The organism is Amycolatopsis sp. NPDC051372 (assembly GCF_040682095.1).
Lineage (GTDB): Bacteria > Actinomycetota > Actinomycetes > Mycobacteriales > Pseudonocardiaceae > Amycolatopsis.
Map to the genome: position 1 here is coordinate 50,502 of NZ_JBFBAF010000049.1, position 18,878 is coordinate 69,379.

An 18,878-nucleotide genomic window follows, 5' to 3' on the forward strand; every position below is an offset into this window, starting at 1 on the left:
TCAACACGTCCACTCACCCGCGCGACACTGCGCACATGACGAGCCTCTCGCCGACCCCCCGCACGACCCTCGGCCGCAAGAAGAACCGCGCGGCCACCGACCGCGCGACGCTGCACGCCGTGCTCGACGAGGCCCTGATCTGCCACCTCGGCCTCGTCCGCGACGGCGCGCCGCTCGTGCTGCCCACCGGCTACGGCCGCGACGGCGACACGCTCTACCTGCATGGTTCCACGGGCGCGGCCAGTCTGCGCACCGCCGCGCTGGACGTGGACGTCTGCGTCACCGTCACGCTGCTCGACGGCATCGTCTACGCCCGCTCGGTCAACAACCACTCCATGAACTACCGCAGCGCCGTCGTCCTCGGCCGCGCGCGCCTCATCACCGACCAGGACGAGAAACTCCACGCCCTGCGCGTGCTCACCGACCACCTCTCCCCCGGCTCGTGGGACCACGCACGCGGCGTCAACGCGAAGGAGTTCGCCGCCGTCTCCGTCCTCGCGCTCGACCTCGCCGAAGCCTCGGTGAAGCTGCGCGCCGAAGGCCCCGACGACGAGCCGGAAGACGTCACCGAAAACAGCGCCTGGGCCGGCGTCCTCCCGGTCAAGACCGTCTTCGGCGAGCCAGAACCCTCCGCCGACCTGCCCGCCGGCTGGAGCGTGCCCGGGCACGTGACCGGACGCGTCACCCAGCCAGAGGCAGCCGCACGGTGAACACGGTCTGGCCCGGCCGGCTCGTTACCTCGACCGTGCCACCGTGTTCCACCACCAGCGAGTGCACCACGGACAGGCCCAGACCGGTGCCACCCGCCGACCGCGTGCGCGAGTTGTCGACGCGGAAGAACCGGTCGAAGATCCGCTGCTGATCCTCCGGCGCGATCCCCGGCCCGGCGTCCGCCACCCGGATCACCGCGTGAGAATCCGCGACACCGATCGACACCTCCACCCGCGTCCCCGAAGGTGTGTGCACTGCCGCGTTCGCCAGCAGGTTGTCGAAGATCAGCCGCAGCCGCACCGGATCCGCGTCGACGAAAACCGGCGCGGACGAACCCGGCGCCACCGCGAGCGGATGCGCCGGCCGGCCCACCCGGAACGCGTCCGCCGCGGCCTCGGCAATCGGGACAACGTCCACCCGTTCGGGCCGCACCGGCGGCTCCGCGTCGTGGGCGTCGAGGCGCGCGAGCAGCAGCAGATCGTCGACGAGCACGCTCATCCGCGCCGTCTCCTCGCGGATCTTCGCCAGGTGCGCCTCGCGTTCCTCGGGCTCGTTCGCCGCCGCGTACCGGAAAAGGTCCGCGTAGCCCCGGATCGACGTGAGCGGCGTACGCAGCTCGTGCGACGCGTCGGCCACGAAACGGCGAAGGCGCTCGTTGGCGGCCGTCCGCGCGGCGAGCGAAGACTCGATGTGCGTGAGCATCACGTTGAACGCCGTGCGCAGCTCCGCCACCTCCGCCTTCGCCCGTCGCGCGCACCGGCAGGTTCGCCGTCCCCGCGAGGTCGTGCGACGCGATGTCGTGCGCCGTGCCCGCCATGTCCGACAACGGCTGCAGACCGCGGCGCAGCACGAGCCGTCCCACCACGACGAGGATCGCCAGCGCGATGAGGAACGCGATCACCTCGACCAGAACCAGCTGCCGCACCGTGCTGTCCGGATCCGCCTGCGGCGCCGCGCTCAGCAACACCGTTCCGCTGCCGGCGGAATCCGTCGCGACCGGGCACGCGCGTACGCGATAGGGCCCGTCGCCGTGGAGGTACACCGTGCGGAACACGTCTCCACGCGTGGCGTCGGACGCGACGTCGGCGAGCGGCGTGATGTCGGTCGGCAGGTTGCTCCCGGGCTGCGGCGTCGCCTCTCCACGGTCGACCTCGAACACCGCCGAGAACCACGAGTAGACGACTTCCGGGTTGCCGTGTGAGCTGCGCAGCCCCGGCACCTGCGCGACCTGGCTCGTCTTGAGCTGCTCGTCGAGGCGACGGCCGAGGTAGCCGTGCATGAACCCGACAGTGACCGTCCCCACGATCGCGAACACCACCAGCGCCAGCGCGCCGAGCCCGAACGCCAGCCGCGTGCCGAGCCGCGACGCGCGCCACGCGGCGTACCAGCGGCGAACCCAGCGCCGCAGCCGGTTCACCGCCCCGCCCGCACGACGTAGCCGACGCCGCGCACGGTGTGGATCAGCGGTTCGGCACCGTCGTCGAGCTTGCGGCGCAGGTGCGAGATCACCAGCTCGACGACATTGGACCGGCCGCCGAAGTCGTACTCCCACACGTGGTCGAGGATCTGCGCCTTCGTGAGCACAGCCGGCGAGCGGCGCATGAGGTATCGCAGGAGCTCGTACTCGGTCGGCGTCAGTTCCGCGAGCCGATCTCCGCGACGGACCTCGCGTGTGTCCTCGTCGAGCGTCAGGTCCGCCACGCGCAACACTGCGGTGCGCGGCGCGGGCGGCACGGCCGCGCTCCGGCGAAGCACCGCCCGCAGCCGCGCCATCAACTCCTCGACGGAGAACGGCTTCACGAGGTAGTCGTCGCCACCTCGGGTCAGGCCGGCGATGCGGTCGGCCGTCGCGTCTTTCGCCGTCAGGAAGACCACGGGCACGGCGTTGCCGTGTTCGCGCAGGCGGTCGAGCACGGTGAAGCCGTCGAGGTCGGGCAGCATCAGGTCGAGCACCACGATGTCGGGCCCGAACTCCGCCGCGCGGCTGAGCGCCGCCGCGCCCGAGCCCGCGGTCACGGCCTGCCAGCCCTCGTAGCGGGCGACGGTCGCGACGAGATCGGCGATGTGCGGTTCGTCGTCGACGACGAGCAGCCGCACCGGGTTCGGGTTGTCCACTCCACCATCCTCCGTGACCACCGCGCGGGCGCGCGAGCGGAGCGCGCGGCCGACAGCCAGTCGACAGGTTCCGCCCAGATCCGCCACAGGTTCCGCGGCGACGCTGGCGTTCGTGACACCCGAGCCGAAGGGATTCCCCGTGAGTTTCCTGACCCCGATCGCCGTTCCGCCCCGCCCGGCGGTGGCGCCCCGTGTGGTCGCCAAGGCGTGGATCTTCGTGTTCCTGGCGGCCAACGTGGTGCTCGCCGCGGTGTTCTTCGCCGTCGGCGACCTGTCGGACGACCCGCTGATCAGCGCCGGGCGCCTCGCCGGCATCTACGCGGCGCAGGCCATGGCTGTGCAGCTGCTGCTCGTCGCACGCCTGCCGTGACTCGACCGCCGGCTCGGCATGGACCGGCTCACGTCATGGCACCGCTGGACGGGCTTCAGCCTGCTGTGGCTGCTGGTCGCGCACGTGGTGCTGGTGGTCGTCGGCTACTCCGCCATCGAGGGCACGAACGCGGCCGACGAGCTGGTGCAGCTGGCCAACACAACCGAGGGGATCCTGCGCGCGATCGTCGCGTTCATGCTCATCCTGGTGGTCGGCGCGGCTTCCGCCCGCTTCGCGCGCAAGCGGATGGCCTACGAGACGTGGCACTTCGTGCACCTCTACACCTACGCCGCGGTGGTGCTGGCCTTCACGCACCAGATCGCCGTCGGGCAGTCGTTCGCGAGCCACCCGGCTGCCCGTGCGTACTGGTGGACGCTGTGGCTGGGCGCGGGTCTGGCCGTGCTGGCCGGGCGTGTGCTCCTGCCGTTGCGACGCAACCTGCGGCACCGGTTGCGGGTGGTCGCCGTGGTGCCCGAGTCGCCCGACACCGTGTCCGTCTACATGACCGGCCGCGACCTCGACCGGCTGTCGGCTCGCGCGGGGCAGTTCTTCCTGTGGCGATTCCTCACGCGGGACCGCTGGTGGCAGGCCAACCCGTTCTCCCTCTCGGCCGCGCCCGACGGCCGCACGCTGCGGCTCACCGCCAAAGCGGTCGGCAGCTCCAGCGCGAGCCTTCGGTCGCTGCGCGTCGGCACGCGTGTGTTCGCCGAAGGCCCGTACGGCGCCTTCACCACCATCCACCAGCAACGGCCCGACGCGCTGCTGGTCGCCGGCGGCGTCGGCATCACGCCGATCCGCGCGTTGCTCGAAGACGTGCGCGGCCACGTCGTGCTGCTCTACCGCGTGCGGACATCGGCCGACGCCGTGCTTCTGCCCGAGCTGCACGCGCTGGCCAAGGCCCGCGGCGCGGTCGTGCACGTCCTCAGTGGACCGTCGGATCTGCACGGCCCCCACGGCCCCGTGCTGGGTCCCGCCGCACTTCACGCGTTGGTGCCGGACCTCGGCGACCGCGACGTGTTCGTCTGCGGTCTGCCCGGGATGACGTCGGCCGTGCTGCGCAGCCTGCGGGAGCTGCGCGTGCCCGGCACCCAGGTCCACGCCGAACGCTTCAGCCTGGCCGCGTGAGGAGCTTCCGATGAAGAAGACGATTTTCGTGGTCGCGCTGTCGATCGCCGGGTTCGTGGCCGTCTGGCGGTTCGACCCGATGCCGGCGACGAGCAGCACCACCACGAACGGCTCTGCTCCGACAACCACCACCGCACCGTCCACTTCGGCCGGTTCCGGCGCCCTGACCACTCAGGGCAGCGCCGAGTCGACCGAGTTCGGCACCGTGCAGGTGCAGGTGTCCTTCTCCGGCAGCCGGATCACCGACGTCACCCTCGTGCAGCAGCCGGACAGCGGCCGCGGCGTAGACGCGATCCCGCTGCTGCGCGAGGAAGCCCTGCAGGCGCAGAGCGCGAACATCGACACCGTCTCGGGCGCGACGCAGACCAGCGAGTCGTACATCAAGTCGCTGCAGGCGGCGCTCGACGCGAAGGGCTCGTGATGGCCACGCACGTCGAGCAGGTGATGGGCCTGCCCGTGTCGCTCGACCTGCGCGACGAAGGAGACTTCACCGGCGCGCGCGCCGACGCGTTCCGGTGGCTGCGCGAGGTCGACGCCCGCTTCAGCCCGTTTCGCTCCGGCAGCGAAGTGTGCCGCTACGACCGCGGCGAAACCACCGAACTCAGCGCGGACCTCGACGAGGTCCTCGGCCTCTGCGCGTACTACGAAGGCCTCTCCGGCGGCGCCTTCTCCGCCCGGCTGCCGGGCCGTGGCCTGGACCCGTGCGCCGTCGTCAAAGGCTGGGCGGTGCAGCGTGCGGCCGATCGCCTCCACGCGGCCGGCGCACGCCGGTTCTGCCTCAACGCCGGCGGCGACGTCGTCACCACGGGCGAGCCCGAGCCCGGACGGCCGTGGCGCGTCGGCATCCGCCATCCCGAACAGCCCGAAGCGGTCTGCGCCGTGGTCGCCTCCCGCGACGGCACCGTCGCCACCTCGGCCGCGTACGAACGCGGCGCCCACGTGCTCGACGGCCGCACCGGCCTGCCCGCCACCGGGCTGCTGAGCGTCACCGTCGTCGCCGAAGACCTCACGCACGCCGACGCGCTGGCCACCGCCGCGTTCGCCCTCGGCGCCGACGGCATCACCTGGGTCGCCGGACAACCCGGCTGCGACGTGCTGATCGTCGACGCCCGGCGGCGCGTCCACCGCTCTCCCGGCCTCACGCTCGCCTGACCCGAGTGTCCACAGTGCACTCGGTGGCTTTCCGACCAGCGCCGACGTGATGTCGTTGTCACCGGATGTTCACGGTGGCGGTGAAACGCGAACCGGCGAACTGCGTCGTACTGAGCGTGCTGCGGTTGACGACGGTTGCCGGTGTGGTGTGCGTGGTGGTCGCGCCGTTCTTGTCGGGAGGCGCGACGAGAGCGAGCGGCGTGGGGCTGCTGTGGTTCGTCGCCGGGGCGGTCGTCTCCGCGGTGCTGGGGCTGGCGCGGTCGCGCAAGGCGCGGGTCGCGGCGGCGGTTCTCGGGATCGCCACCGCCGTGGCCGCCGTGGTGCGGCTGGTGCTCGACGTGCAGGGCGGTGTGCCCGGCCTGGACACCCCGGTGCTCGCCGTGGGCGCGGTGGGGGTGGCGGTCGGGTTGCTCGACTCCACGACGTGGCGAATCCGTCCGCTCGGCTTGCTGGTGGCCGTCGTCGTGCCGGCCGTGGGAGTGGCGGCGCCGTTCGCCGCGGACCGAGCCGCCACCGCGAGCACGATCCGCGGCGTGCCGGATCTGACCCCCGAACCGGTGGCCGAAAAGCCCGGCGGCCGGCAGTGGTCCTGGCAGCCGCCGGCCGACGTGAGCGCGATGGTGGCCGCGGGGCACGGAGTCGTCGTCGCGGCCGCCGACGGTTCGGTGACGGCGCTCGACGGGCTCGACGGCAGCCGCGACTGGTCCTACGCCCGGCCCGGCGCGAGGGTCCACGCGCTGCTCGCGTCCGCCGACCGGCGCACGGTCGTGGCCGCTTTCGCGTCGAAAACCGACAGCAGCAATGACCTGGTGGTCGTCCTCGACGCCGACACCGGCACCGCGCGCTTCGACCGCGTGGTGCCGTCGGTTCTGGTCGAGACCGGGGAGATCCTGGTGGGCACCAAGACCTTGACCGTCCGCGACGACGCGTACGCCGGCTACGACATCCAGACCGGCGCCGAACTCTGGCACTGGTCCGCGCCGGCCGGGTGCGTGAACCCGTACACCTTGCCCGCGCAAGCCCGGACGGTGGTGCTCGCCGCCCTGGAGTGCGGGCGTTCCGCGGGACTCGTCGCGCTCGACGAGGTGACCGGGCGCGAACGCTGGCGCCATGTGGTCGAGACCACCGGTCCCGACGGCGAACGGCTCGACATCTCCCCCGCCACCACCACCGACGGCGCCGTCGTGTGGCTGCGGCTCGTCGGCCGCGCCGCCGCCCCCGGCTCCGTCTTGAACGGCCTGTTCGACACCGAGACCGGCCGGCTCCTGGCCCAGCCGGACGCGTCGCGGTGGGTGCGGATGGACGTGGGACCGATTCCCGTGATCGAGCAGGAAAAGACGTCCGCCGAGGCCCTCGGTCCCGGCACCGGCGCCACGCACCCGATCGACCTCGGCGCCTGCCCCGTGCGCTCGGCCGACGCCACCACCCGGCACACGTACCTGCGCGCGTGCCAGGACACCGGCCGCGACCTGACCCTCCTCGTGCAGAGCTTCGACGGCAGCGCGCCGACCAGCCGGGTGGTGCGGATGGACGGCTCGCGCTCGCTGTCGGACCTGCGCCTCGTGCCGGCGCCGGGCGCGATCGTCCTCGCGCGCAGCACGTACGGCGGCACCCCCGCGCCGGTCGTCGGCTTCCCCGGCTGAGCTCGGCGAAACCGCCTCGCGTGAGAACGGTCTTTTCGGGCAGACTGCGATCACCGCGACCGAGCAGGGGAGACCGATGCCGTCCATCGTCGAGAACACCACCTTCGACTGCGCCGATCCGTATGCGCTGGCCCAGTTCTGGAGCGGCGTCCTCGGCCGGCCCGTCGCCGAGGAGGACGAGCCGGGCGACCCGGAGGTCGGCATCGAGCTCGACCACGGCGGCACGCTGCTGTTCATCCGCGTGCCTGAGACCAAGACCGTGAAGAACCGCATCCACCTGTGCCTCACGCCCGAAGGCCCGCGCGACGCCGAGGTCGAACGACTGCTCGTGGCCGGCGCGACGATGTTCGACGACCAGCGCAACGCCGACGGCACCGGCTGGGCCGTGCTCCACGACCCGGAAGGCAACGAATTCTGCGTACTCCGCAGCAAGGCCGAAAAGGCAGTGAAGTGACCGAGTCGTTCGACCTCAACCGCGTCAACTGGGACGAGCGCGCGGCCGTGCACGCGAAGTCCGAGTACTACGGCTTCGAACGCTTCCGCACGGACCCCGGCTACCTCAGCGACGTCGTGCGGTTCGACCTCCCGCGCCTCGGTGACGTTTCCGGCCTGCGCGGCGTTCACCTGCAGTGCCACATCGGCACGGACACGCTTTCCTTGTCCCGCCTGGGCGCGCGGATGTCCGGCCTCGATCTCTCCCCCGGCTCGCTGGCGGAAGCGCGCAAGCTCATGGACAGCGTCGGCGCGGAGATCGACTACCACGAGGCCAACACCTACGACGCCGTCGACGTGTTCGGCGAAGGTGCGTTCGACCTCGTCTACACCGGGATCGGTGCGCTGTGCTGGTTGCCGCGCATCGCCCAGTGGGCCACGGTCGTGGCGCGGCTGCTGAAGCCGGGCGGGCGGTTGTTCCTGCGCGAGGGCCACCCGATGTTGTGGACCCTCGACGACGAAGCCGAGCACGGCTGGCCGAAGTACCAGTATTTCGAACACACCGAACCGCTCGTGTTCGCCGAGGAAACCACCTACGTCGAGTCCGACGGTCCCATCGTGAACAGCACCACGCACTCGTGGAACCATTCGCTGGGCGAAATCATCACGGCGCTGCTCGACAACGGCCTCACGCTCACCGCGTTCACCGAACACGACACCGTGCCGTGGAACGCGCTGCCGCACGAAATGCACCAAGTCGGCGGCGGCGAATGGCGGCTGCGCGAGAACCCGCGTCGCCTCGCGGCGAGCTACACCCTGCAGGCGGCGAAGGTTTCCTAGAGTGCGGGCATGACTCGTGCTCTCGTCGCCGTCGCCGCGCTGGGCGGCACCATTTCCATGGCCCCCGGCCGCTCGATCGAAGACGGGGTGGTGCCGCGGCTGACCGCCGAGGACCTGCTCGGCGACCTCGGCGCCGACCTGCCGATGGACGTCGCGGCGGCCACACTCGCCGGTATCTCCAGCGCCTCGATGGACTACGAGACGCTGCTGCGGACGCGCCGATGGGCTCTGGAGCAGGTGGCGGCGGGCGCGGCGGGACTCGTCGTGGTGCAGGGCACGGACACCCTCGAGGAGACGGCGTACTTCTTCGAGCTGACCTGGCCCCACGACGTGCCGGTGGTCGTCACCGGCGCGATGCGCAACCCGAGCCTGCCCAGCGCGGACGGTCCCGCGAACCTCCTGGCGGCGCTGACCGTCGCGGCCGAACCCCGCAGCCGCGGGCGCGGTGCGCTGGTCGCGTTCAACGACGACGTGCACTCGGCGCGCTGGGTGCGCAAGGCACACGCGAGCCACCTCGAAGCGTTTTCCTCGAACCCGGCGGGACCGCTCGGGCTCGTCGCGGAACGCAACGTGCACTACTTCCACCCGGCCGGCGGACGTCCGTCAGCAGTTCCGGTGGAAAGCGCCGACTTCTCGGGGCTGGTTCCGTTGCTGGAAGCGGGCATCGCGGATTCCGGCGAACTGCTCAAGCTCGTCCTCGACGGCGGCGCCGACGGGGTGGTCGTGGCGGCCAGCGGCGTCGGCCACGTTTCGCGCGGGACCGCCGACGTGATCGCCGATGCGAAGGTGCCGATCGTCGTCGCCTCACGCACCGGCGCGGGCACCACGTTCCGCGGCACCTACGGTTTCCACGGCTCCGAGTCGAGCCTGATCCGCCTCGGCGCGACGATGGCCGGCTGGCTCGACCCCCGCAAAGCCCGCGTCCTGCTTCAGGTCCTGCTCGCCACCGGCGCCTCGCGAGAACGCGTCGAGCAGGAGTTCCGCCTGCGTGGCGACCTGGACCGCTGAGCCGTCAGTCCCGGACCGGACCACCGAGCGGATCCAGGTGGTACGGCCGCATCGCGCGCGGCCCGTCGCGGTAGACGTGCACGCTGATCGCCGGGTCCGGCCCGTCGTTGCGCATCTCGTGCACATACCCGGGTCCGAACACGCGCGACTGCCCGACGGCCAGCGCGTGCAGCTCGGTGACCGCGCGGCTGTCGGGCGAGCGGCGCGCGACGGCCTCGGTCAGCCGCCCCGAGACGACCGTGAACGCGCCGGTCGAGAACTCGTGGTCGTGCAGGTCGGTGTGCTGGCCGGGCAGCCAGCTCAGCAGCCAGACCTCCTGGCCGTCGCCGCGTTCCACGAGGGCGGAGAAGCGCTCGTCGGGGTCGTAGCGCAGGAGGCTCGCCCAGCGGTCGCGGTCGGCGGCCACCTGAAGGGCGACGCGCACGGGGTGGCGCAGGGCGGGGTTCTCGGGACGCAGCAGGGTGTTGTCCGGGACGGCGAACATGGTCGTTCCTCGCAGGAGAAAAGGGGGGAGAAGCTGGGCCGGGGCTGGGTTCACCGACAACAGCGACACGACGGCATGACCGGGCGGAGGTCACAGGACCCCGGCCGCGCAGTCATCAGGCACATCGTCACGCCGACAGCCAACCAGCGCCGGCCCCGGCGGTCAACCGCTTCCCAGCCCCTGGGAGGTCAGCTCCACTCGTGCTTCTGCGAGCGCCCCAGCAGCTCCGCGCCGGCCCGACGCGGGTCCACGCCCTCGTGGCACACGCGGTGCATCGCGTCGGTGATCGGCATGTCCACGCCCAGGCTGCGCGCCAGCTCGCGGATCGACGAGCACGACGTGACGCCCTCGGCGACCTGCCCGCCGGTGGCGGCCTGCGCCTGCTCCAGCGTGTCGCCACGACCGAGGCGTTCACCGAACGTGCGGTTGCGCGACAGCGGCGACGAGCACGTCGCCACGAGGTCACCGAGGCCGGCGAGACCCGCGAACGTCAGCGGGTCGGCGCCGAGCTTCGCGCCCAGGCGCGCCATCTCCGCGAGCCCGCGCGTGATCAGCGTCGCCATCGTGTTGGCGCCGAAGCCCATCCCCGCGGCCATGCCGCAGCTGAGCGCGATCACGTTCTTGCACGCGCCGCCCAGCTCGACACCGACGACGTCGGTGTTGGTGTAGGGGCGGAAGTACTGGTTCGAGCTCGCCCGCTGGATTGCCATGGCGCGCTCGTGGTCGGCGCACGCCAGCACGGCGGCGGCCGGCTGCGCGGCGGCGATCTCGCGCGCCAGGTTCGGCCCGGAGACGACCACGATCTCGCCCGCGTCGACCTTCGCCAGCTCGGCGATCACCTCGCTCATCCGCTTGAGCGTGCCCAGCTCCACGCCCTTGGCCAGGCTCACGAGGATCGCCTCGGGCGGCAGCAGCGGCTGCCACGCGGTGAGGTTCGCGCGCAGGCTCTGGCTCGGCACGCCGAGCACCACGGCCTGGGCGCCGTCGAGCGCCGCGGCCGGGTCGGCCGTCGCCGTGATGCGGTCGGGCAGCCGCGTGCCGGGCAGGTAGGACTCGTTGGTGTGGTGCGCGGAGATCTCCGCGGCGATCGACTCGCGCCGCGCCCACATCGTCACGTCGCGGCCGGCGTCGCCGAGGACCTTGGCGAACGCCGTGCCCCACGAGCCGGCGCCCAGCACCGTCACCCGCTGGACGTCGGTGGCGAAGGCGGCCATCAGGCGCCGTCCTCCGGCTTCTTCACGGGCGGCTCCTCGTGGCGGATCTCGGCGAGCAGCCGGGTGACCTCGTCCATCATCAGCTTGGTCACCTCACGCAGCGTGGAGGCGCTGCGGGGGTTGGCGTTCGCGTAGGCCGACAGGTCCAGCGGGTCGCCGATCAGGTGCGTCACGGTCTTGCGCGGGAACGGCGTGAACTTCTTCGTGTAGCCGTTGTAGATCTGGTTGGTACCCCAGCGTGCGATCGGGATCACGGGCGCGTCGTTCTGCAGCGCCAGCCGCGCGACACCGGTGAACGACTCCTTGGGCCAGCCGGCCGGATCCTTCGTGATCGTGCCCTCGGGGTAGATCACGACGATCTTGCCCTCGGCCAGCGCCTCGTGCGCGGCCCGGAGGCTGTCGCCCGCCGCGCTGGAGTTGCGCGACACCGGGATCTGGCCCGACGCGGTCGCGATCTTCCCGAGGACCGGGACCTTGAGCAGGCTGTCCTTGAGGAAGAACCGCGGCACGCGCTTCTGGCGGTGCACGAACACGGCATCCACCACCGGGTCGAAGTGGGAGATGTGGTTCAGCACGAGCACCGCCGGGCCTTGGCGCGGAATCTTCTCCGCGCCAAGGTACGACCGCTTCCCGATGCGGGTCAGTGGGTAGAACACGAACGCGGCCAACCCCACCCAGAAGCCGCCCTTCTCACGCCGTGCCAAGTCTCCTCCTCCGAACGATCCACTCGGGCAGATCCTGCCGCGCCGGGGTTCACGCAGTCCAGGGAGGGTGTGCTCACCACGCACCGCGGAGCTTTCGGGTAAAGATGGACAGGTGGACGTGGACCTGGTCGTGCCGTTGAAACACCCCCGCGTGGGCAAGTCGCGCCTGCGTGGCGCGGTCGCCGAGCCGGAGCACGCCGAGCTGGTGCTGGCGCTGGCCTACGACACGCTGGCCGCGGTCACCTCGGTGGCCGGCGTGCGGCGCGTGCTCGTGGTCGCCTCGGACCCGGCGGCGGTGTCCGAACTGGCCGGTCTCGGCGTCGAGCTGGTGACCGAACCGGGCGACGGCGGCCTCAACGAAGCACTCCGTCACGGTGCGGCTCTGCTGCGCGACGACGAGCCACGCGGAATCGTCGGCGCCCTGCAGGCCGACCTGCCGGCCCTGCGCGCGGGCGATTTCGCCGACGCGCTGGCCGAAGCAGCCGGGCGGCGCGCGTTCGTCGCCGACCACCAGGGCACCGGCACCACGCTGCTGCTGTCGGCTCCCGGCGCACCGCTCGACCCGCGGTTCGGCGGCGGTTCCGCCCAGCGGCACGCCGATTCCGGAGCCGTCCCGCTGGCCGGGGCGGTGGTGTCGTTGCGCAGCGACGTGGACACTTCGGACGATCTCGAGCTCGTGCGCGCGCTCGGCGTCGGCAAACGCACGGCGGCACTGCTGCCCGACGAATCCGTCCCATTGGGCTGAAGGTGTTCATTTGACCTTCACCGCGGTCTGCGCAAACTGCTGCTTCGTAGTGAACAATGGGCGTCGTGAGCACAGACGACGCCAGCACATCCGCCCGGAACGGACAGCCCGCCCGGCGGCGCAGGGCCAGCGCGGCGAAAGCTGAGGCGCCTGGAAGCCCCGCACGACACACCAGCGCAGCGAAGAAGACGCCTCCGAGCAAGAGCGTCGCTTCCGCCGACGCGGTGACGACGGCTGCTCGCGCGACCGCGGCCAAGGCGGGCACCAACGCCGCCGGCAAGGCCAAGACCGCCAAGAGCGAACCGAAAACCACACCGGTGAAAACCTCGCGCGCCCGCAAGACCACCGCGGCCACGGCCGTGGCCGCCCCCGAGACCGCCCGGCCCGCGGCCCGGCGCACCACGGCCGCGGTCGACGCCTCGGGCGACGACTTCCGCGGCGTGCCCTCGGCTCCTCCCGCCGTCACCTTGGCCGCGCCGACCGCCGTTGAGACGCTGCCCGACGACCGGTACTTCAACCGCGAGCTGTCCTGGCTCGACTTCAACGCGCGAGTGCTCGCACTCGCCGAGGACGAGTCGCAGCCGCTGCTGGAGCGGGCGAAGTTCCTCGCCATCTTCGCGTCCAATTTGGACGAGTTCTACATGGTCCGCGTGGCCGGGCTGAAGCGCCGCGACGACACCGGCCTGTCCGTGCGCAGCGCCGACGGGCTCACGCCGCGCGAGCAGCTGGACTACATCGCCAAGCGCAACCAGGACCTGGTGGAGCGCCACATCGGCGCGTTCGAGAACCACCTGCGCCCGGAGCTCGCGAAGCAGGACATCCAGCTCGTCGGCTGGGCGGACCTCGCCGGCGCCGACCAGCTGCGCCTGTCGAGCTACTTCTCGGAGCAGATCTTCCCGGTGCTCACACCGCTGGCGGTCGACCCGGCGCACCCGTTCCCGTACATCTCGGGCCTGTCGCTCAACCTCGCGGTGACGGTGCGCGACCCGCAGGGCGGAACGGAGCGCTTCGCCCGGGTGAAGGTGCCGAGCAACGTGCCGCGCCTCATGCGCGTGGAGCCGGAACGCACCAGCCGCACGGCCACGTTCCTGCCACTGGAGGAGCTGATCGCCGCGCACCTGGGCGAGCTGTTCACCGGCATGGAGGTGACGGAGCACCACGTGTTCCGCGTCACCCGCAACGCCGACTTCGAGGTCGAGGAAGACCGCGACGAGGACCTCCTGCAGGCCCTAGAACGCGAGCTCGCGCAGCGGCGCTTCGGCCCGCCCGTGCGGCTCGAGGTCGCGGAGGACATGAGCGAGCACATGCTCGAGCTGTTGCTGCGCGAGCTCGAGGTGGACCCGGCCGACGTCGTCGAGGTGCCGGGCCTGCTCGACCTGACCTGTCTGCACCAGCTGTCCGGTGTGGACCGCAAGGAGCTCAAGGACCGGCCGTTCGTGCCGGCGACGCACCCGGCGTTCGGCGAGCGCGAGACGCCCAAGAGCGTGTTCGCGACGCTGCGCGAGGGCGACGTGCTGGTGCACCACCCGTACGACTCGTTCTCCACGAGCGTGCAACGCTTCATCGAACAGGCCGCGGCCGACTCGAAGGTGCTGGCGATCAAGCAGACGCTCTACCGCACGTCGGGCGACTCCCCGATCGTCGACGCGCTGATCGATGCCGCCGAGGCCGGCAAGCAGGTCGTGGCGCTGGTCGAGATCAAGGCGCGCTTCGACGAGCAGGCCAACATCACGTGGGCGCGCACGCTGGAGCGCGCGGGCGTGCACGTGGTCTACGGCCTCGTCGGGCTCAAGACCCACTGCAAGGTGTCGATGATCGTGCGCCAGGAAGGCTCGACCATCCGGCGCTACTGCCACATCGGCACCGGCAACTACAACCCGAAGACCGCGCGCCTGTACGAGGACATCGGCCTGCTCACCGCCGATCCGAGCATCGGCGCCGACGTGACCGACCTGTTCAACGTGCTCACGGGCTACTCGCGGCAGGACACCTACCGCACGATCCTCACGTCGCCCCACGGAATCCGCCGCGGCATCGTGCGCGCGATCGGCGAGGAGATCGAGCTCGCGCGCGCCGGGCAGGACGCCGGGATCCGGATCAAGTGCAACTCGCTCGTCGACGAGCAGGTGATCGACGCGCTGTACCACGCTTCGCAGGCCGGGGTGCCCGTCGATGTAGTGGTGCGCGGGATCTGCGCGCTGAAGCCGGGTGTCGAGGGGCTGTCGGAGAACATCCGCGTCCGCTCGATCCTGGGCCGGTTCCTGGAGCACTCGCGGGTGTTCCACTTCCGCGCGGGCGGTACGCACTGGATCGGCAGCGCCGACATGATGCACCGCAACCTCGACCGTCGTATCGAAGCGCTGGTGCGCGTGAAGGACACGAAGCTCACGCAGCAGCTCGACGCCGTGCTCGATTCGGCGCTCGACCCGACCACGCGGTGCTGGGTCCTCACGGCCAGCGGCGAGTGGCAGCCCTCCCCGGGCGCCGGTTCGCAGGTACGCGACCACCAGGTGGAGCTCGCGAAGCTGCACGGGGCCGCCGGATGAGCGTGGATGTCCGCGCAGCCGGCGCGGTGCTGTGGCGCCGCGCCGGTGACGGGTTCGAAGTCGCCCTGGTGCACCGGCCTCGTTACGACGACTGGTCGTTGCCGAAGGGCAAGGCCGATCCGGGCGAGACCCTCGCCGCCACCGCCGTGCGGGAGGTGTGGGAGGAAACCGGCTACCGCGTGGTGCTGGGGCGCCACGTCGCGCAGAGCGCGTACGACGTGCCCGCCCGCAGCGGCGGTGGCGTGCTGAAGAAGACCGTCGACTACTTCAGCGGTGAAGCCGTGTCGGGGACTTTCCTGGCCAACGACGAGGTCGACGAGCTGCGCTGGCTCGACGTGGTCGCGGCCGAACGCCTCCTCACGCGCGACGCGGACGTGCGCGTGCTGCGCGAGTTCTGCGCGCTGCCGGTGTCGCTGATCACCGTGCTGCTCGTCCGCCACGCCAAGGCGGGCAAACGCGACGACTGGACCGGCGACGACGACTTGCGCCCCCTGTCCGACGCCGGCCAGCGCCAAGCCGAAGCCCTGCGCAAGCTGTTGCCTTGTTTCGGCCCGGACCGGGTTTTTTCGGCCCCGCGCCTGCGCTGCGTGCAGACCGTGCGAGGCGTCGCGGAGGACCTGGGCGTCGACGTGCGCCACGAGAACCTCCTCTCGGAAGAGGGCTACTGGCCCGACCCGGTCCTCGGGATCGCCCGCCTCCTCGCCATCGCCGGCGGCGGGGGCACCCCTTTGATCGCCAGCCAGGGCGGCGTGATCCCGGACCTGATCAGCGCCCTGGCCGACCGCGACGGCACCGAGCTCGCCGCCGCCCGCGGGGGCGTCGTGCCCAGCAAGAAAGGCTCCCTCTGGGTCCTTTCCTTCCTCCCCCCGTCGGGCGACGTCGGCCCGCGCCTGGCCGGCGCGGACTACTACCCGACGCCGTTGCCCGCACCCGCCCCTTCGCGACACTGACGCAGTTCTTCTGTTCGGGCCTCCCCGCCGGCTGTTGTCGGCCGCGGGGAGGCCTTCCGCGTTTCGGGGAATGGCGGTGTTCGAATGGGCTCGAAAAGTGGGCGGGTCGCTATTCGCGGGGCGGCTTGGCGGGGATTCTATAGAGATGGCTATTCCCGCCCGGGGTGGCCGGCGATGGGTACACAAGTCCGCCCGAACGGCGGATCAAGCGCTCGGGGTGGGAGTGAAATTTCATCCCGCCTTGCGTCGTGGGACCGCCGGCAGGGGCGCTCAGGCTCGCCGTGGACTGTCCGTCTCGCCTCCGCAGAGCCCTCGGCCGCGCTGTGGCCTTCGGGCGCCCCAGCGACGCTCCCAGGCCACGACTCCCTGGTACGGTAGGGGTCTCGGCTGAGCCTTCCTCGCTCCGCATTGCGGAGTGAACTCGCAGCTCCAGGCCATATCCGCCGGCAGGCCTCGGATGCGTTGCCCCGCAGCCGATCCACTCGACGGCCCAGCCGCTCCCGCTTCCTTCCCCGCGGAATCCGGGCAATCGCAGGCCTCGAACGGCGGTTCCGCCGCACTGCTCCCGCACACCGCAGGCACACGACAACGTGCGGCAAGGTCCGCGCGGCCCGCCCTGCCTCTCCGGCACTCCCAGCCGCGCTCCAAGCTCAGCCCCGGGAAGAACACCGAGCTGCGCGCCACTTCGCAGGGCCGCAGCAGCCCTCCTGCGGCCGAGGGCACCGCACCACTATCTCCACCCGGCAGACCAAACACCGGCGTCACGCAAGCCGCGAGCCCGACCGCTCCAGCCATGCCGGTTCAGCGCCACGGCCGATCTCCGGAGAGATGATCGAGGACCGCCCGAGTCTCGCTGCCCCATCACGCCTTACCCAACCTCGCCTGGACCGAGAGCGCGAACATGCAGGTAGCGCACCTTTCCAGCGCGTCGCACCACGCCCACCCCGGTCATCTCGACGGGGATCGCAGCCACTCCCGACAGACAAAGGACGCCCGCGGCAGCACCCCGCCGCTCCGCCGCGCAGCACCCGACCTGACGCGAGCCGAGCGCGCGAACAAGCAGGTAACGCTCCATTCCCAGCGCACTGCACCGCACCCATCCCTCTGTCATTCCGGCACAGGACCGCAGCCGCTTGAGAGGGACACGGGAGTCCGCAGCAGCCTGCCGACCACAAACCCCGCGCGGATCGAGCGCGCGAGCATGCAGGCGGCGCTCCATTCCGGCGCATTTGCACCGCACCCATCGCGGCCGTACCAGCACAGGACCGCAGCCACTTCAGAGGGACAACGGGAGTCCGCAGCCGCACCCCGCCGACCACAAAACCCCGCGGGCCCGACTACAAACCAAGCGCGGATCGAGCGCGCGAGGCGACGCACTATTCCCAGCGCACAGCACCCATCCCGGCCGTTCCGGCACAACCTCTCCCCCCGACAAATACGAGAGGACGGCTGCGGCACCCCACCCCTCTGCCACGCCGCACGCAACCTCGCGCGGCCCGCGAGCCGACCATGCACGCAGCGCACCATTTCCAGCTCACCGGACCACAGCCGTCCCGCGTCGTTCCGGCGAAGCCGCTCTCCCGACAGACACGAGAAGACGGCGGCGGAACCCGCGGCGCGACCACGCCGTTCGCACCTCGCGTGGGCCGGAGAGCACGAACACGCAGGTAGCACACCATTTCCGGTGCGTCGGGCCTCAGGCGTCCTGCCGATCAAGAGCGCGAGGAACGCGCGGTAGCGCCCTCATTTCCCGGCCACGTTCGCGTCCTGACATCCGCCGCGTGGCCGAGCTGCCGGCCCGAGGCCAAGACCGCACCCTGAGCTGGGCGGGCGATTCCGCCGATAGGAAGCTGGGAGTTGATTGCGTGTCCGCGCATTACACCGTGCCGCGGCCGGGCGGTAAGTGAGGCAGTGATCTATCGCAGGTATGCCACTGCCTGGCGATTGCTTGTCCCGGCATTGCGAGGCTCGCGGGAGCCGTCCTGCGGGAGTACGCGGGACAGACCCAATGGCTGGACCGCGCCCAACCCGTTACACCAGAGCGTCGGGCCGCGTTGTTCGTAGCGGGCTCTCGGCTTATGCAGCAGCGTGTTCTCGTCCGCCGTTCTGTGCCGCGCGAGCCAGCAGTGCGCAGGTCTCGTCATTCCCGTGCAGTGCCGTGATCCTGCAGGCCAGACCATGCGCACCGGCACCGCCGGCCAAAACCCGGCGACCGAACCATGCGCACCGTTTCCTGCGAGCCCCAGCATCCCCAAGCCAGTCAGACCCGATGTCCAACACCGCATCCGACTCGACCAGAACCACCCCACACATGCGGCAGGGCCCCCTCCCGAGATGGGAGGGGGCCCTGCCGTGAAGTGCACGTCCCGGCGTCAACGCCGGGATGGTGTTACTTCTTCTTCGCAGCGCTGGTGCGCTTGGCGGCCGGCTTCGCAGCGGCCTTCTTCGCAGCAGGCTTGGCAGCGGCCGGCTTCGCGGCAGCGGCCTTGGTCGCCGTGGCCTTGGCGGCCGGCTTCGCAGCGGCAGCCTTGGTGGTGGTGGCAGCCTTCGCGCGCGTCGCGGCGGGCTTGGCAGCGGCGGTCTTCGTCGCAGCGGCCGGCTTCGCAGCGGTGGCGCGGGTACGCGTCGTGGTGGAGCGCGTGGTGGCCGGGCGGGTCGCCGCGGTGCGCGAGGCAGCCGCACGTGTGCCGGTCGCCGCGGTCGCGCGCGTGGTGGTCGCGCGGGAGGCGGTGGCAGCCGTGGCGGTGGTGGTGCGCTTGACGGCGGTGGCCTTCGGCAGCTTCTTCGTGCCGGAGATGACGTCCTTGAACGTCGTGCCCGCACGGAAGGCCGGCACGTT

At 71.4% G+C, this 18,878-nt stretch carries 14 protein-coding genes and 3 pseudogenes; 11 read left to right on the plus strand and 6 right to left on the minus strand.

Features of this window, described 5'->3' with window-relative positions:
* The first annotated feature begins 35 nt into the window (after positions 1-35).
* Positions 36-710: a pyridoxamine 5'-phosphate oxidase family protein gene (locus AB0M56_RS46125; RefSeq protein WP_364188675.1), complete on the plus strand. Its 675-nt coding sequence runs from the start codon at positions 36-38 to the stop codon at positions 708-710.
* Here the strand turns inward: AB0M56_RS46125 and AB0M56_RS46130 are convergent.
* Together AB0M56_RS46130 and AB0M56_RS46135 are read right to left on the minus strand one after the other, a co-directional pair.
* Positions 682-2,119 (minus strand): annotated as a pseudogene (locus AB0M56_RS46130) (HAMP domain-containing sensor histidine kinase). The gene AB0M56_RS46125 and the pseudogene AB0M56_RS46130 sit on opposite strands and share 29 nt — an antisense overlap.
* Before the next feature lie 5 nt (positions 2,120-2,124).
* The gene (locus tag AB0M56_RS46135) at positions 2,125-2,826 is read right to left on the minus strand and encodes a response regulator transcription factor (protein WP_364188677.1); all 702 of its coding nucleotides are present in this window, start codon (positions 2,824-2,826) and stop codon (positions 2,125-2,127) included.
* Positions 2,827-2,965: 139 nt separating this feature from the next.
* On the opposite strand from AB0M56_RS46135, the pseudogene AB0M56_RS46140 reads away from it, so the two are divergent.
* From AB0M56_RS46140 to AB0M56_RS46170, 7 genes and pseudogenes are all read left to right on the plus strand, one after another.
* Positions 2,966-4,321 (plus strand): annotated as a pseudogene (locus AB0M56_RS46140) (ferredoxin reductase family protein).
* 10 nt (positions 4,322-4,331) lie between these two features.
* The gene (locus AB0M56_RS46145) at positions 4,332-4,742 is read left to right on the plus strand and encodes an FMN-binding protein (RefSeq protein WP_364188679.1); all 411 of its coding nucleotides are present in this window, start codon (positions 4,332-4,334) and stop codon (positions 4,740-4,742) included.
* Complete coding sequence (locus AB0M56_RS46150) at positions 4,742-5,473, plus strand: FAD:protein FMN transferase (RefSeq protein ID WP_364188682.1); 732 nt, start codon at positions 4,742-4,744, stop codon at positions 5,471-5,473. Before AB0M56_RS46145 ends, AB0M56_RS46150 begins: the two co-directional genes overlap by 1 nt.
* A gap of 80 nt (positions 5,474-5,553) precedes the next feature.
* Positions 5,554-7,116, plus strand: a complete 1,563-nt coding sequence (locus AB0M56_RS46155; protein ID WP_364188684.1) for a PQQ-binding-like beta-propeller repeat protein — start codon at positions 5,554-5,556, stop codon at positions 7,114-7,116.
* A gap of 76 nt (positions 7,117-7,192) precedes the next feature.
* Complete coding sequence (locus tag AB0M56_RS46160; RefSeq protein WP_364188687.1) at positions 7,193-7,570, plus strand: VOC family protein; 378 nt, start codon at positions 7,193-7,195, stop codon at positions 7,568-7,570.
* Positions 7,567-8,388, plus strand: a complete 822-nt coding sequence (locus AB0M56_RS46165) for a class I SAM-dependent methyltransferase (RefSeq protein ID WP_364188690.1) — start codon at positions 7,567-7,569, stop codon at positions 8,386-8,388. The genes AB0M56_RS46160 and AB0M56_RS46165 overlap by 4 nt, the downstream gene beginning before the upstream one ends.
* 9 nt (positions 8,389-8,397) lie before the next feature.
* Positions 8,398-9,396 carry an asparaginase gene (locus tag AB0M56_RS46170; RefSeq protein WP_364188693.1) on the plus strand — a complete coding sequence of 333 codons (999 nt, stop codon included), beginning with the start codon at positions 8,398-8,400 and terminating at the stop codon, positions 9,394-9,396.
* 4 nt (positions 9,397-9,400) lie between these two features.
* On the opposite strand, the gene AB0M56_RS46175 is transcribed toward AB0M56_RS46170, so the two are convergent.
* The 3 genes from AB0M56_RS46175 to AB0M56_RS46185 all read right to left on the minus strand — a co-directional run bounded on the left by AB0M56_RS46175 (position 9,401) and on the right by AB0M56_RS46185 (position 11,798).
* Positions 9,401-9,880 carry a cysteine dioxygenase family protein gene (locus AB0M56_RS46175; RefSeq protein WP_364188696.1) on the minus strand — a complete coding sequence of 160 codons (480 nt, stop codon included), beginning with the start codon at positions 9,878-9,880 and terminating at the stop codon, positions 9,401-9,403.
* Between the two features lie 188 nt (positions 9,881-10,068).
* Complete coding sequence (locus AB0M56_RS46180; RefSeq protein WP_364188699.1) at positions 10,069-11,094, minus strand: NAD(P)H-dependent glycerol-3-phosphate dehydrogenase; 1,026 nt, start codon at positions 11,092-11,094, stop codon at positions 10,069-10,071.
* A complete protein-coding gene (locus AB0M56_RS46185) occupies positions 11,094-11,798 on the minus strand; it encodes a lysophospholipid acyltransferase family protein (RefSeq protein ID WP_364188701.1) in 705 nt (234 codons plus the stop codon). The genes AB0M56_RS46180 and AB0M56_RS46185 overlap by 1 nt, the downstream gene beginning before the upstream one ends.
* 112 nt (positions 11,799-11,910) lie before the next feature.
* Here AB0M56_RS46185 and cofC point away from each other — a divergent pair, with 112 nt between their 5' ends.
* From cofC to AB0M56_RS46200, 3 genes are read left to right on the plus strand one after another with little or no spacing between them, the layout of a single operon-like run.
* Positions 11,911-12,543, plus strand: coding sequence for a 2-phospho-L-lactate guanylyltransferase (cofC, locus tag AB0M56_RS46190; protein ID WP_364188703.1), 633 nt, complete (start codon positions 11,911-11,913; stop codon positions 12,541-12,543).
* A gap of 56 nt (positions 12,544-12,599) precedes the next feature.
* Positions 12,600-15,089 (plus strand): RNA degradosome polyphosphate kinase, encoded by a 2,490-nt coding sequence (locus AB0M56_RS46195; RefSeq protein ID WP_364188706.1) that lies wholly within the window; start codon positions 12,600-12,602, stop codon positions 15,087-15,089.
* Positions 15,086-16,039, plus strand: a complete 954-nt coding sequence (locus AB0M56_RS46200) for an NUDIX hydrolase (protein WP_364188708.1) — start codon at positions 15,086-15,088, stop codon at positions 16,037-16,039. Before AB0M56_RS46195 ends, AB0M56_RS46200 begins: the two co-directional genes overlap by 4 nt.
* A 2,389-nt stretch (positions 16,040-18,428) precedes the next feature.
* Here AB0M56_RS46200 and AB0M56_RS46205 read toward each other — a convergent pair.
* Positions 18,429-18,878: pseudogene (locus tag AB0M56_RS46205) on the minus strand (HU family DNA-binding protein); the annotation flags it as partial.

What these genes read in the sequence shown, in the direction of transcription:
- AB0M56_RS46125 (WP_364188675.1), top strand. Translation starts at nt 36, where the DNA reads ATGACGAGCCTCTCGCCGACCCCCCGCACGACCCTCGGCCGCAAGAAG.
- AB0M56_RS46145 (WP_364188679.1), top strand. Translation starts at nt 4,332, where the DNA reads ATGAAGAAGACGATTTTCGTGGTCGCGCTGTCGATCGCCGGGTTCGTG.
- AB0M56_RS46150 (WP_364188682.1), top strand. Translation starts at nt 4,742, where the DNA reads ATGGCCACGCACGTCGAGCAGGTGATGGGCCTGCCCGTGTCGCTCGAC.
- AB0M56_RS46160 (WP_364188687.1), top strand. Translation starts at nt 7,193, where the DNA reads ATGCCGTCCATCGTCGAGAACACCACCTTCGACTGCGCCGATCCGTAT.
- AB0M56_RS46170 (WP_364188693.1), top strand. Translation starts at nt 8,398, where the DNA reads ATGACTCGTGCTCTCGTCGCCGTCGCCGCGCTGGGCGGCACCATTTCC.
- AB0M56_RS46175 (WP_364188696.1), bottom strand. Translation starts at nt 9,880, where the DNA reads ATGTTCGCCGTCCCGGACAACACCCTGCTGCGTCCCGAGAACCCCGCC.
- AB0M56_RS46180 (WP_364188699.1), bottom strand. Translation starts at nt 11,094, where the DNA reads ATGGCCGCCTTCGCCACCGACGTCCAGCGGGTGACGGTGCTGGGCGCC.
- AB0M56_RS46195 (WP_364188706.1), top strand. Translation starts at nt 12,600, where the DNA reads ATGGGCGTCGTGAGCACAGACGACGCCAGCACATCCGCCCGGAACGGA.
- AB0M56_RS46200 (WP_364188708.1), top strand. Translation starts at nt 15,086, where the DNA reads ATGAGCGTGGATGTCCGCGCAGCCGGCGCGGTGCTGTGGCGCCGCGCC.